Raw genomic sequence first — 14,014 nt, 5'->3', positions numbered from 1 at the left:
GACCGGCGATACGTGTCCGCGGACCGATTCCGTCAGTCGGCGTCGGCGCTCGTCTCCGTCGGCGAGGCCAGTTCGAGGAGCTGGCCGTACGCCTTCGCCAGCGACTCGACGTAGCTCACGACGAGGAAGACGAGCTTCTTGCGGGCGGACAGCTCCGCCCAGCCGCGCACCGCCCGCCGCATGAAGCTCGGGCGCGGCGGCAGGAACGCGGCGGGGTTGAGCGCGGAGAGGACCGGCGAGCCGTAGCGGTCGGGGTAGTGCCGCCGGAGTTGGGTCTTCCCGCGTCCGACTCGTCTGGACTTACCGAGGAGCGCGCCGAGCGTCGTCCGCGTCGGGTGGTACATGACGACGTCCGCGGCGTATTCGAGGTCGCGACCGCTCGCCGCGACGCGGTTCCCGAACTCCATGTCCCCGCCGGACCGGAGGCGCGGGTCGAAGCCGCCCACCTCCGCGAGGAGCGCCCGACGGACGACCAGACAGCAGGTCGGCGCGAACGAGAGCTCGTCGACCAGCCGCTCGACGTGGAGGTCCTCGCGCCGGTTGTACTCGGCCACCGCTCCCTCGTCGCCGGTCGTGAACAGCCGGACGTCGCAGGCGAGGTATTCCGCGTCCGTCCGCGCCATCCGCCGCGCCACCGCCTCGATCCAACCGGGGTCGACGACCATGTCGGCGTCGACGAAGGCGATCACGTCTCCCGTCGTCGCTCTGATCCCCGCGTTTCGGGCGGCGTACGACCCCTGTACGTCGTCTTCGACGATCAGTCGGAGGCCGTCGAACGCGCCGAGGAACTCGCGGACGACGTCTCGCGTCTCGTCCGTCGACCCGTTGTCTGCGACGATCACCTCGTACCGGTCTGCGGGGAACGACTGCCTGCGGAGCGAGTCGAGCGTCGCTTCGATCCCGTCCGGGTCGTTGTAGACGGGGATCACGACCGAGACGAACGGGAGTTCGTCGCCCTCGGCGTCCGCGGTGTCTCCCGCGTCGGAGGGGCGGCGATCGGCGGTCGACGGGCTCGGTTGGGGAGTCACACCGAGTGTGTCCGCGACGACGCACATTGTTATAGGAGCCGTACCGGCGGTGCGCCCGCCGGATCGATGTGCTGGCACGTGGTTTGTTGTGCGCGCACTCGCGCGAGCGCTGACCCGACGCGGTCCGCGATTCGTGCGGTTCGGTACGGATCGACCGGGTTCGATGCGGCCAGGGGCCCTCCGAGGGTGCCGGCCCGGAGCGCCCGGAGGGTGCCGGTGCGGGCCGAGCGGGGTAGGCGGTCTATACTCTTTGGGCGGCGGCGGCGTTCTCCGGCCGAAATGGTTTACGACGTCGCGGTCATCGGCACAGGTCCGGACCCCTCTGACCCCGGTCGAGACGGCTACGCGATGGGGTATCGTCACGGGCGCGCCTACGCGAACAACGCGGAGTGCGAGCTCGTCGCGTGCGCGGACATCGTCCCCGAGAACGGTGAGGCGTTCGCCCGGACGTTCGACCTCGGCGCGGACGCCGTCTACGAGGACTACGCGGAGATGATCGCGGCGGTCGAGCCGGACCTCGTGAGCGTCTGCGTCCCCCCGGGGATTCACGCCGACATCGTCGTCGACTGCGCCGAGAGCGGCCACGTCGCGGCGATCCACTGCGAGAAGCCGATGGCGGACACCTGGGGGGACTGTCGAGAGATGGTCCGGACGTGCGAGCGCGCCGACGTCCAACTGACGATCAACCACCAGCGGCGGTTCGGCGCGCCGTTTCGCAAGGCCAAGCGACTGCTCGCGAACGGGGAGGTCGGCGAGCTACACCGGCTGGAGTTCGCGGACGAGACGCTGTTCGACGCCGGGATCCACCAGGTCGACCTCTGTCAGTTCTTCACCGACGGGGCCGACGTCGACTGGGTCGCGGCGCAGGTCGACTACCGGGAGGAGAACCGCTGGTTCGGAACGCCGAACGCCACGCAGGCGCTCGTCCAGTGGCGCTACGCCGACGGGACGTTCGGGCTCGCCACGACCGGCGACTCCGCGCCGCCGGGGGCGTGTTACCTCCGGATCGTCGGCGCGGACGGTACGATCGAACTCGGCGTCGAGGACGGGCCGACGCTCCGGTACCGGACGGACGGCGGGAAGTGGAAGTCGGTCGACACGGACGGCGAGAACCTCCACGGCCGCGACTCGCCGGGGTACCTCGGTGCCGCGCTGGGGAAGATCCGATCGCGGCTCCCGCTCGTCTCGACCGCGGACCGGACGGCTCCGATCTTCATCGAGCGGGCGATCGCCGACGCGGTCGAGGGACTGAACCGAGACGTGGAACCGGAGCTCTCCGGCCGGAACGCGCTCCGAGCGACGGAGGTGATCTTCGCCGCCTGGGAGTCGACCCGACGCCGGGGACGGGTCGACCTCCCGCTCGACATCGAGGACAACCCGCTCGTCGCCATGATCGAGTCCGGACAGTTGGGCCCCGCCGCGGACGACGCGGAGGACGACGACGCGAGCGACGGAGGTGACCCGGAAGACGCGGACGCCGCGGACGCCGCGAACGACGCCGACGGCGTAGGCGACGCAAACGACGCGACGCCGAACGCGGCGTCAGCCGCGAACGCGACGGGAGACGCGTCGGCTCCCGACCGGTGACGTGCCGGTGATGAGTCGAACCCACTCCGAGCGGGCGACCGAGCGCGGAGTCGCCGACGGGTACGGCGACCCGCTCGGTCTCGGGCCGGAGGCGCGGATCGGCGGGGTCCGCGACGGGCGGCTCTACTGGACCCGCGGTCGAACGGTCGGGACCTGGACCCCGTCGGAGGGGCGCGTCGCGGTCGGAACCCTTCCGACGCCGGGCGACGGCGGCCCGGACGCCGCGTTCCGGCTGCGACACGGGCGGCTCGCGAAGCGCGCCCTGCGCCCGCTCGTCGGCTCGTGGACGACGACGAACCTGTGGCCGCTCCGCGGCGGTACGCTGCTCGCGACGGTCGGCCGGCGAGTGTTCCGGTCCGACGACCGCGGACGGTCGTGGGAGCCGGTCCACCGACTCCCCGACTCTTCCGGCCCGATGGGCGTCCTCCCGACGTCGGTCTGCCTCCACGGCGGCGACGTGTACCTCGCCGAGTATACGCTCGGTGACGATCCCGCACGGATCCTCCGGAGCCGGGACGACGGCCGGAGCTGGGAGACCCACGTCGAGACGACCGCCGTTCGCCACTTCCACGGCGTCTTCGACGACCCCTATCGAGACGACCTGTGGGCGACATCCGGCGACGCGGACGACGAGAGCGCCGTCGGTCGCCTCGACGGCGGCGAGTTCGTCCGCGTCGGGAGCGGGAGCCAGCGGTGGCGGGCCGTCGGGCTGGCGTTCACCCCCCGGGCCGTGCTGTGGGGGATGGACTGCTCGTACGCGGAGCGCGTGGAACTGCTGCGGCTGCGACGCGACGGCCCGGCGGAGCCGGAGACGATCGGCCGCACCGACGCGTCGGCATACTACGCGGCGACGCTGCCGGTCGACGGCGAGCTCTGGGTCGCCGTCGCGACCGCGGCCGAGGTCGGCGCGGACAGCACCGCACCCGCGGGCCGTGCGAACCGGAGCGGGGACACCGCGCGGGTGCTGGTCGCCTCCTCCGCGTCGTCGTACGAGACGTGGTACGAGCTGGCCGCGTTCCGCCGCCGCCGACCGCTGGGAGAGCGTCTCCCCGGCGTTCCGACCGCCAGCGCGTACGGCTTCCTCGCCGCCGACGAGGAGATGGGCCTGTTCGTGAACCCGTTCAACGCGCGGAGCGACGCGGGATCGGTGATCCGCGTCCCGCCCGAGGCGCTGCCGCGGATCGCAGAGGAGGCGTCCGCGGTACACGCGCCGGCTCCCGGCCGGTAGCGAGCGAAGCCGGGTTCGACGACCGGCTCCGGTCGACGGGTCGCGTCCGACCGCCGTCAGGCGGGTAAGACGCGGGTATCGCTCGCCCGCTCGCGCTACGGCCGCCTTACCCTCGCTACGCCCCGAATTACAATGAGGAGGGGAGGTCACGTGGCCGCCCGCTTATGTCACGGAGACCCACGAAGCGGCTCGTCGTACTGTTCGCCGTCTGCCTCGTCGCGACGGGCGGGGTGGCTGCCGGCGTCTACGGGGCGAGCGGTCCCGTCTCGGACGCCGGTGACGGAGGAGCCGTCGCCGACGGGCCTGACGGCGAACCGGCGTCGTCAGGGGACATCCAGCATCAGACCGACGGCGGTCCCGAAGTGATCGAGCCGGGCGAGACGGTGACCGGGAACCTGTCGGCGTTCCCGAGCTACGCGTTCGACATCGAGCCGGGCGAGACGGCCACGGTCGAGTTCGCGCTCGGCGAACCGGCGGACTCGTCGATGGTCTACACCTCGACGGTCCGGGCCGAGATGCCCGACGGCAATGCGGCACCTAATAGCATGGGGCTCCCCGTCCGGAGCGGGGAGACCGGGCGGTTCAACGCGACGACGAAGACGCCGGGACGAGCGACGGTCTTCGTCGGGAGCACCGACATCCGCGCCAGCGGGACGTTCGAACTCTCGCTCGAAGTAGAGCGGACCGGCGACGTTCCGGACGAGCCGAACGACGACCGCGAGAACGCGACGTGGGTCGAGTTCACCGCCACCGACACCGGGCGCAACGCGACTGTCTCGGCCGGGCTCGGCGGCGGGGACCTCGATTACTACGCGTTCACGGTCCCCGACTACCGGACGCCGGAGTACCCGCGGTCCGTGACGGTCCCGGTCTCCGTCACGATCGACCGAGAGTCGTCAGACGGCGTCTCGGTGCTGAACGTCGACACCGCCCCCGCCGGAGCGGAGACCGACACCGCGACGCGGTACGTCGGCTCCGGCACTCCCGCCGGCGTCCGGTTCACCGCCGAAGAGGGCGAGCTGTACTACGTCGCCGTGGCGGCGGTCGAGGGCGGGAGCGGTCCGTACGACCTGAGCGTAACGATCAACGAGTCGGCGATCGACGCGGAACCGGTGCCGGAAAACGAGACGCGATCGCTCGACGAGATATCGCGGACCGCGTACGGGATCTCGTTCGAGGAACTGAGCGGTCCGACCGCGCGGCTCGTGCGGGCGGTCCACGACCGGCAAGACGCGGACGACAAACTCACGAAAGACGAGCTCTCGCGGATGCGCTACGAGATGTCCTTCTCGGAGCTGAGCGAGGAGACGAGCGAAGAGATCGCGACCCTCTACCGCGCGCAGTTCGTCGACGGCCCGTCGTAGCCGTCGGCGAGCGTCGCGTCGCCCGCGAAAACAGGCGAATCTCAGGCGTCGAACCGCGGTCTCAGGAGTCGAACTGGGCTCGGTACTGCTCGCGGATCGACTCCTGTTGGCTCTCGTCGAGCGCTTCGTACTCGCTCCCGAACTGCGCCTGCGCCAGTTCGTCCCACGAGTCGATCCGGTCGCCGTCGTCGGACTCGAACTGCGCGTCGAACTCCGCCTCGATCTCCTGTTGGGTCTCCACGTCGATGGCGGTGAAGTCGAACTTGTCGTTCCGCTTAACGTCGAGCCCGAACTCCTGACGCGCGATCTCCTCGCGGGTCAGCACCTCGGTGATGACGAGGTCGCCCGCGAACGGCTGCCGCTCGTGGATCTCGTCGACCTGCGACTGCGTCTCGCCGCTGACCTCGTCGTAGTCGAGGCCGTACTTCTCTTGGGTGATCGCATCCTTCGAGACCGTCTCCGGCTCGTCGTCCGCAGAAGGCGACGCCGACGAGCCGCCCCCGCCCGAGCGGTACTCCCGAATCACTACGACGTCGGTCGCGTTGGCGTCCCCGGTGTAGACGCCGTGGACGTGCGTGCCGAGCAGGTCCCGGTCGCTGAACCGGTCCCGGTCGTCGGCGGCGATCGCGAACTCGACGGTCGTCCGCTCGCCCGGCGCGAGGTCGACCGTCGAGTTCGCCGTCACCGTCTCCGGATCGTCGTCGCCGTCCAGGTCGATCCGGTGTTCGACGGTCTCGTTCGCGGCCGCGTCGCCGATGTTCGTCACGCGCGCCGAGAACCGGATGTCGTCGTCCACGTCGGCCGACCCCGGCCCGTCGAGCCGGTCGACCTTGAGGAAGCCCTCGCGGACGCGGAGCGTCGTCGACGCCGAGTCGTTCGCCGTCGTCACTGCGACCGAGTAGTTCCCGCGGGTGAGGTTCGCCGTCGCGGCGTCGAACTCGTACGTCGTCGTCTCGTTCCCGCCGAGCGTCACCGTCCGGTTCCAGTCGAACGCCTCGCTCGGCCCGTCGAGGCGAACCGTCTCGGTACCGGGAACGTCACCGAGGTTCGCCAGCGTCACCGACCCGTTGAACCGGTCGCCCCGGACGGCGTCGGACGTCAGCGTCGAGTTCGCGATGCGGACGGTCGCCGGTCGCTCGACGACCAGCGTCCCCTCCCGAGCGCTCTCCTCCGTTTCGACGCGGTACGCGTATCGCCCGGGTTCGAGACCGTCGGTCGCGACCGAGAACCGGAGGGACGCGTCGCTCCCGGCGTCGAGCAGCGGCGACCTCGTCGCGACGGTTTCGCCGTCGTCGAACGCGCCGTCGTCGTTCCGGTCGATCGAGAGGTCGACGGTCCGCAGGCCGCGGAAGTCGCCGCCGTTGCGGACGGTCGCGGTGACCGTCCCGGTCTCCCCGCGGACGACCGGGTCCGCGCCGGCCGCCGAAACGGTGAACGTCGGCCGGTCGAGGGAGACGGTCCCCGTCGCTAGCGCCTCCCCGCCCTCGCTGAGCGTGTAGTTGTACCGCCCGGCGGTCACCGCGTCTCTCGGAGCCGACAGCGTGAGGACCCGGACCTCTCCCGCTGCGAGCGTCGCGCTCCGCTCGTCGACGGTGAGCGCGGAGCCGCTCTCGTCCTCGACGACGAGTTCGAGCGACCGCGTCGCGTTCGTCGCGCCGGTGTTGTTGAGCGTGGCCCGCACCTCGAACGCGGCGTCGCCGGCGCTCGATTTCACGACCTCTGACCCGTCGACGGTCAGCGGCTCTCCGCCGCCGAGGTCGACGACCGACGCGGCCCCGACGCTCCCGCCGACTACGATCACCAACACCGCTGCCACCTGTATTCCCGTGAGGTTCATGCGAGGATCTGCGGGGGATACCGACATTGTTACGATGGACATACTCCGCGACATAGCGCCTGTACACACCAATCGCGGCGATCGGTTCGGGCGCGGACCTTCCGACCGCGAACGCGACACGGGGAGACCGGGCCTGGTTTCCGCGTCACCTTACTTCGCCGTTCCGTCCGCTAATCCCCGCTTTATTCCGGTTTTTGGGTTCGATTCCTCCGTTCGCGGTCGCGGCCCCCACGGACGGAGCCGTCGTTCCTCGTCGCACCGGGCGACGCCTCGCGAGGGCGCTCTGATCGACCGGAGACGGCCCGGAGACGCGGGAATCGCCCCCGACGGACGGGGGTTCCCGGGGGGACGACCGGCGGCGTCGGCGGTCGAGTATGCCCGTCGTACCGCGGCAAGCCTCTCTATAACAATGCCGCGACCGGCCCCAGCGCCACACGAATCAGACATGGGAGACTCACAACGAAACGCCCCGGCCTCGACGGTCGCGGACGTCAGACTCGGAGCGGGGTCGACGGTAAGCGAACGCGCGACGCTGGGACACGAGTACGCCGAGGACGCCGGTCCGACCGTCCTCGGTGCCGACGCGACGGTCCGTTCCGGGTCTATCGTCTACGCGGACGTGCGCGCGGGAGACGGGTTCACGACCGGACACAACGTCTTAGTCAGAGAACACACCGAACTCGGCGACGACGTCCTCGTCGGAACCAACACCGTCGTCGACGGAAAGACGACGGTCGGCTCGAACGTGAGCCTCCAGAGCGGCGTCTACGTCCCGCAGGAGACGACGATCGGCGACGACGTGTTCGTCGGGCCCGGCGCGGTGTTGACGAACGACCCCTACCCGGTCCGTCAGGACGTCGACCTCGAGGGACCGACGCTCGGCGACTCCGTCTCCGTCGGGGCCAACGCGACCGTGCTGCCCGGCGTCACGGTCGGCGAGCGGGCGTTCGTGGCCGCCGGCGCGGTCGTCACCGAGGACGTCCCGCCGGAGACGCTGGTCGCCGGCGTCCCCGCCGCGACCCGCGACCTGCCGGAACCGCTCGACGGGCCGAACTCGATAGCATGAGCCGGATCGCCATCGCCGACCCCGACGTCGGCGACCGGGAGCTCGATCGGATCCGCGAGGTGCTGACGGGCGGTCGGCTGGCTGACGGCCCCGTCGTCCGGACGTTCGAACGCGAGTTCGCGGACTACTGCGGCGTCGAACGCGGCGTCGCGACCGCCAACGGGACCGCCGCCCTACAGACCGCGCTCGAAGCGGTCGGGATCGGGGAGGGCGACGCGGTCGTCACGACCCCGTTCTCCTTCGTCGCGAGCGCGAACGCTGTCCGGCTCTGCGGCGCTCGGCCCGTGTTCGCCGACATCGACGCGGCGACCTACACGCTGGACCCCGAGGCGGTCGAGGCGGTCGTCGCGGAAAACGACGACGTCGCCGCGATCCTCCCGGTCCACCTGTACGGGCTGCCCGCGGAGATGGGCCGGCTGACCGAGATCGCCGAGGAGCACGACCTCGCGCTGATAGAGGACGCCGCGCAGGCCCACGGGGCGACCTACGAGGGGACCAACGTCGGCGCGTTCGGCGACGCCGGCTGCTTCTCGTTTTACCCCACGAAGAACATGACGACCGGGGAGGGCGGGATGGTCGTCACGGACGACCAGGGAGTCGCCGACCGCGCCGCCCGGTTCGTCAACCACGGCCGCGCGGACGCGGCCGCTCACGGCTACGACCACGTCTCCGTCGGACACAACCTCCGGCTGACGAGCCTCGCGGCCGCGATCGGAGTGGAGCAGCTTCGGAAGCTCCCGGCGTACAACGCGCGCCGCCGCGAGAACGCGGCACGGCTCTCCGCGGCGCTCTCGGACGTCCCCGAGCTGGTCCTCCCGACGGAGCCGCCGGAGCGACGCCACGTCTACCACCAGTACACGGTCCGCTGTCCCGACCGGGCGGCGCTCCGGGACCACCTCGACGAGCGCGGCGTAGACACGGCCGTCTACTACCCGACGCTCATCCCGGACCAGCCCGCGTACGACGGGTACGAGGCGTCGGTTCCGACGGCGCGCCGGATCGCGGACGAGGTCGTGTCGCTGCCGATCCACCCCGGACTCGTCGACGAGGAGATAGACCGGGTCGCCGCCGCCGTGCGCGGCCACTACGGGCTGTCCGAGACGGGGGTGGCCGCGGATGACTGACGACGGGGCGCTCCGCGTCGGCGTCGTCGGCGTCGGGAGCATGGGGTCACACCACGCCCGCGTGTACGCCAGCTCGTCCGCGGTGGACCTCGTCGGCGTCGCGGACACCGACCGGGACCGGGCGGCGGAGATCGCCGACAAACACGGGACGCGAGCGCTCGACCGAGAGACGCTCCTACAGGCGGTCGACGCCGTCTCGGTCGTCGTTCCCACGCAGTTCCACGCGCCGATCGTCCGCGAGGCGCTCGAAGCCGACACCCACGTCTTAGTCGAGAAGCCGTTCGTCGCGGACCCGGCCGAGGGGCGCGAGCTGATCGACCTCGCGGACCGGAACGACCTCCGGCTACAGGTCGGTCACGTCGAGCGGTTCAACCCGGCGGTTCGGGCGCTCGTCGACGTGTTGCCGGAGATGGAGGTCCTCGCGGTCGACGCCCGCCGGCTCGGTCCGCCGGTGGACCGCGAGAACACCGACGGGGTGGTCGAGGACCTGATGATCCACGACCTCGACGTCCTCCTGTCGCTGTTCGACGCCGAGGTCGACGAGGTGTTCGCGGCCGGGATCGACGGCGAACCCCACGTCACGTCGACGCTCCGGCTCGACAACGGCGTGTTGGGGACGGTGACGGCGAGCCGGGTCACCCACCAGAAGATCCGCGAACTCGCGGTCACCGGGCGAGAGTGCCGAGTGAGCGTCGACTACCTGACGCAGTCGGTGAAGATCCACCGCCACTCGCTGCCCGGCTACGTCGAGTCGAACGGCGACGTCAGGTACCGCTCGGAGAGCGTCGTCGAGCGGCCGCAGGTCAACAACGGCGAGCCGCTCCGCGCGGAGCTGGAATCGTTCGTCTCGGCCGTGAAGACGGGGTCTACCCCCGAGGTCACCGGCCACGACGGGATCCGGGCGATCGAGCTGGTCCGCCGGATACGCGACGCGGTCGGCGGTCCTCGGGCGACGGTCGCCGGGACGGGGGGACGATGACCGCGAACGCGCCGGTTTCGGAGTCCCTCGGACTGTACGGCGTCGACGCGAGCGCGGACGAACAGCGGACGGCGTTCCGAGACGGGCGGGTCCCCGTCGCGGTGTACGGGATGGGGAAGATCGGACTGCCGCTGTCGCTCGTGTACGCCGAGGCGACCGGTGCCGTCACCGGCGTCGACATCGACTCCGAGCGGGTCGCGACGCTGAACCGCGGCGTCAACCCGTTCGACCACGAGCCGGGCGTGTCCGCGCTGCTGTCGAACTCGGTCGCCGACGGTCGCTTCGCCTCCACGACCGACGGCGAGGCGGCCGCGGCGGCCGCGCGGCTCCACGTGATCGTCGTGCCGACGGTGATCGACGAGGCCGACGACCCCGACCTCTCGGCGCTCGAAGCGGCGGCGGAGACCGTCCGCGCCGGCCTCGACCCCGGGGACACGGTGTTCGTCGAGTCGACCGTCCCGCCGGGGACCTGCGAGGACGTGATCGAGCCGATCCTGACGGCCGGCGACCGCGAGCCGGGCGAGTTCGGTCTCGCACACACTCCCGAGCGCACCGCGAGCGGCCGCGCGCTCCGGGACATCCGGGGGTCGTACCCGAAGGTCGTCGGCGGGGTCGACGCCGAGAGCGGCCGCGTCGCGGAGCTCGTGTACGGGGTGCTGACCGACAACGATATCGTCCGCACCAGCGACGCCCGGACCGCGGAGTGCGTCAAGCTGTTCGAGGGCGTCTACCGCGATGTCAACATCGCGCTCGCCAACGAGCTGGCGACGCTGACCGACGAGTTCGGCGTCGACGTGGTCGAGACCATCGAGGCCGCGAACACCCAGCCGTACTGCGACATCCTCACGCCGGGCGCGGGGGTCGGCGGCCACTGCATCCCGTACTACCCGCACTTCCTCCTCGCCGGCATCGAGGGGGGCGCGCCGCTGATCCGGACGGCCCGCGAGGTCAACGAGCGAATGCCGGGGTTCGTCGTCGAGACCCTCGTCGACGCGCTGGCGGCAGACGGCGGCGTCGAGGGCGCGACGGTCGCGCTGTTCGGCGTCGCGTACCGCGCGGGCGTCCCCGAGACGCGGGCGTCGCCGGCGATCGACATCGCCCACCGGCTGGACCGCCTCGGGGTGACCGTCCTCGCGGTGGACCCGATCCTCGACGAGCTACCGGTGATGCCCGGAGAACGCGTCTCCCTCGACGAGATAACCGGCCGCGAGGTCGACGCCGCGGTCCTCGTCACCGCGCACGACGAGTTCCGGTCGATCGACTGGACCGCGTTTGAGCGGGAGGGCCCCGACGGGACCCGACGCGGGATCCCCGTCGTCGACGGGCGGCAGGCGCTCGACCTCTCGGGGACGGCGCACCGCGTCTACACCGTCGGACGGGGGTGGAGCTGATGTATCGGGGGGCTACCGTCGCCGTCGTGGTCCCCGCCTACAACGAGGCGGGGTTCGTCGGCGAGGTCATCGAGACCGTCCCCCGGTTCGTCGACCGCGTGTACGTCGTGGACGACTGCTCGACCGACGACACGTGGGCGGAGATCCGCGAGACGCTCTCCGGGTTCGAGGGGTCGGAGCGTCCCGGCGGTCTCCTGCGACCGATCGTCGACGGGGCGGAAACAGTCACCGACGGATCGGGAGCGATCACCGACGGATCGGGAGCGATCACCGACGGATCGGAGGCCGTCGCCGGCGGATCGGGACCGATCGACGACGGACCGAGACCGGTCCCCGACGGGCTGAAACCCGCTTGGCGGGACCGGATCGTCGCCCGGGACGCGCGGTCGGGAACGGCGCTGCCCGACCGTCACATCGTCGCGCTCCGGCACCGCGAGAACACCGGGGTCGGCGGCGCGATAAAGACCGGATACCGCAACGCCGCGGGCGACGCCGCCGGCGTCGACGTCGTGGCGGTGATGAACGGCGACGGGCAGATGGACCCGACGATCCTCGACCGGATCATCGACCCGGTCGTGAACGGGGACTCCCATTACGCGAAGGGGAACCGCCTCCGGCACACGGAGTACAGGCGCGACATGTCGGTGTGGCGGACGTTCGGGAACTTCCTGCTCACCGGTCTCACGCGGATCGCCAGCGGCTACTGGGGGATGACCGACCCGCAGAACGGGTACACGGCGATCTCCCGGGAGGCGCTCAAGCGCGTCGAGTTCGAGTCGCTCTACGAGGACTACGGCTTCTGTAACCACCTGCTCGTCCGCCTGAACAGGCAGGGGTTGCGGATCGCCGACGTCCCCATGCGAGCGGTGTACGGCGACGAGACGAGCCACATCCGGTACGGCTCGTTCGTCCCGGCGCTCTCGCTGCTGCTGTTGCGGAGCTACCTCGGACGGCTGCTCGACGCCGACCGAGGGGGGTTCGGCGACCCGGCGGCCGCCGCACAGCTCCTCGGGATGGGATCGGTCGTCGTCGGGGTCGCGATTGGGCTGGGTGCGCTCCTCGCGTTCGCTCCGGCGGCGGCGTCCGCGGGCGGAGTCGTGGCGCTTCTCGGTCTCGTCTCGTTCGTCGCCGGCGTCGCGACCGAGCGACGGCGGAACGCCGACTTGGAGGTCCGAGTCGACCCGGACGCACCGCCGTGGCGGGGCGGCGTCGAGGCCGACGGGGCCCCGCCGGCCGCGGAGGCCGAGCCGACCGAGCAGACGCCCGCGGGGGAGGACTGACCCGTGCGAGTCTGTTCGGTGGTCGGTGCGCGGCCCCAGTTCGTGAAGGCGTTCCCCGTCTCGCGGCGGCTGCGGGCGGACCACGAGGAGGTGCTGATCCACACCGGTCAACACTACGACGAGGAGCTTTCGGGCGTCTTCTTCGAGGATCTAAACATCCCCGAGCCGGAGTACAACCTCGGAGTCGGATCCGGCGGGCACGCCCCCCAGACGGCCGAGATGATGCGGCTGCTCGACGAAGTGATCGAGGCGGAGTCGCCCGACGCCGTGCTGGTGTACGGCGACACGAACTCGACGCTCGCGGCCGCGCTGGTCGCGGCCAAGCGCGAACCGATGCTCGCGCACGTCGAGGCCGGGCTCCGCAGCGGGAAGTGGTCGATGCCGGAGGAGGTCAACCGCGTCCTCACCGACCACTGCTCCGACCTCCTGTTGACGCCCGCGGCGAACGCCGCGGAGACCCTCCGCGAGGACAATATCAGGGGCGAGGTCGTCGTGACCGGCGACGTGATGTACGACGCCGTCCTCGCCGTCCGCGACCGCGCGCTCGGCGGGTCGACGCCGCTGCCCGTGTCGGGGATCCGGCCCGACGAGTACGTGTTGGCGACGGTCCACCGGGCGGCGAACACCGACGACCCGGACCGGCTGGCGGGCATCCTCGACGGCTTGGCCGGGATCGACAGCCCGGTCGTCCTGCCGCTCCACCCGCGGACGGCGGCCGCGCTCGACGAACACGGCCTCTACGACCGCGCCGCAGAGGAGCTCCGGCTCGTCGACCCGGTCGGCTACGTCGAGTTCCTCCGGCTCCTCGCGGACGCCTCGAAGGTCGCCACCGACTCCGGCGGCGTCCAGAAGGAGGCGTTCTACCTCGACACGCCCTGCGTCACGCTCCGCGACGAGACGGAGTGGGTCGAGACCGTCGAGGCCGGCTGGAACGTGTTGGTCGGGGCCGACCCCGACCGCATCGCCCGCGCGCTGACCGACCGGTCCGCGCTCCCACCGAAGCCCGAACTCTACGGCGGCGGCGACGCGGCCGAGCGAACCGTCGCGGCGCTGGAGGCGGCGTTCGGGAACGGACCGTCGGAATAGGAAGCGGTCGCGGAGGCGACCGAGCCGCGCCGGGTCGGTTCCGT

General features: G+C 71.3%; 11 protein-coding genes. 9 read left to right on the top strand and 2 right to left on the bottom strand.

Annotated elements, in window-relative coordinates; all coding sequences use genetic code 11:
• Positions 1-32: 32 nt before the first annotated feature.
• A complete protein-coding gene (locus QOL69_RS15785; RefSeq protein WP_228841105.1) occupies positions 33-1,028 on the bottom strand; it encodes a glycosyltransferase family 2 protein in 996 nt (331 codons plus the stop codon).
• Positions 1,029-1,307: 279 nt separating this feature from the next.
• Between QOL69_RS15785 and QOL69_RS15780 the strand changes: the two genes are divergently transcribed.
• From QOL69_RS15780 to QOL69_RS15770, 3 genes are all read left to right on the top strand, one after another.
• On the top strand, positions 1,308-2,615 hold the full coding sequence (locus tag QOL69_RS15780; RefSeq protein WP_283403951.1) for a Gfo/Idh/MocA family protein: 1,308 nt from the start codon (positions 1,308-1,310) through the stop codon (positions 2,613-2,615).
• A gap of 10 nt (positions 2,616-2,625) precedes the next feature.
• Complete coding sequence (locus QOL69_RS15775; RefSeq protein ID WP_283403950.1) at positions 2,626-3,843, top strand: WD40/YVTN/BNR-like repeat-containing protein; 1,218 nt, start codon at positions 2,626-2,628, stop codon at positions 3,841-3,843.
• A gap of 164 nt (positions 3,844-4,007) precedes the next feature.
• Complete coding sequence (locus tag QOL69_RS15770; protein WP_283403949.1) at positions 4,008-5,207, top strand: hypothetical protein; 1,200 nt, start codon at positions 4,008-4,010, stop codon at positions 5,205-5,207.
• Positions 5,208-5,268: 61 nt separating this feature from the next.
• Here the strand turns inward: QOL69_RS15770 and QOL69_RS15765 are convergent, their stop codons facing one another.
• Positions 5,269-7,044 carry a COG1361 family protein gene (locus tag QOL69_RS15765; RefSeq protein ID WP_283403948.1) on the bottom strand — a complete coding sequence of 592 codons (1,776 nt, stop codon included), beginning with the start codon at positions 7,042-7,044 and terminating at the stop codon, positions 5,269-5,271.
• A 445-nt stretch (positions 7,045-7,489) separates the two neighbouring features.
• Between QOL69_RS15765 and QOL69_RS15760 the strand changes: the two genes are divergently transcribed.
• Genes QOL69_RS15760 through wecB form a run of 6 tightly spaced genes read left to right on the top strand, consistent with a single transcriptional unit; the run spans position 7,490 to position 13,970 of the window.
• Positions 7,490-8,110, top strand: coding sequence for an acyltransferase (locus tag QOL69_RS15760; RefSeq protein ID WP_283403947.1), 621 nt, complete (start codon positions 7,490-7,492; stop codon positions 8,108-8,110).
• Positions 8,107-9,234 carry a DegT/DnrJ/EryC1/StrS family aminotransferase gene (locus QOL69_RS15755; protein ID WP_283403946.1) on the top strand — a complete coding sequence of 376 codons (1,128 nt, stop codon included), beginning with the start codon at positions 8,107-8,109 and terminating at the stop codon, positions 9,232-9,234. Before QOL69_RS15760 ends, QOL69_RS15755 begins: the two co-directional genes overlap by 4 nt.
• A complete protein-coding gene (locus QOL69_RS15750) occupies positions 9,227-10,213 on the top strand; it encodes a Gfo/Idh/MocA family protein (protein ID WP_283403945.1) in 987 nt (328 codons plus the stop codon). The genes QOL69_RS15755 and QOL69_RS15750 overlap by 8 nt, the downstream gene beginning before the upstream one ends.
• Positions 10,210-11,604, top strand: a complete 1,395-nt coding sequence (locus QOL69_RS15745) for a nucleotide sugar dehydrogenase (protein ID WP_283403944.1) — start codon at positions 10,210-10,212, stop codon at positions 11,602-11,604. Before QOL69_RS15750 ends, QOL69_RS15745 begins: the two co-directional genes overlap by 4 nt.
• Complete coding sequence (locus QOL69_RS15740; RefSeq protein WP_283403943.1) at positions 11,604-12,884, top strand: glycosyltransferase family 2 protein; 1,281 nt, start codon at positions 11,604-11,606, stop codon at positions 12,882-12,884. Before QOL69_RS15745 ends, QOL69_RS15740 begins: the two co-directional genes overlap by 1 nt.
• A gap of 3 nt (positions 12,885-12,887) precedes the next feature.
• Positions 12,888-13,970 carry a non-hydrolyzing UDP-N-acetylglucosamine 2-epimerase gene (gene wecB / locus QOL69_RS15735; protein WP_283403942.1) on the top strand — a complete coding sequence of 361 codons (1,083 nt, stop codon included), beginning with the start codon at positions 12,888-12,890 and terminating at the stop codon, positions 13,968-13,970.
• Positions 13,971-14,014: the final 44 nt, after the last annotated feature.

This window comes from Halorubrum sp. DM2, assembly GCF_901686465.1.
Lineage (GTDB): Archaea > Halobacteriota > Halobacteria > Halobacteriales > Haloferacaceae > Halorubrum.
This window is presented reverse-complemented; position numbering and strand designations above follow the sequence as displayed.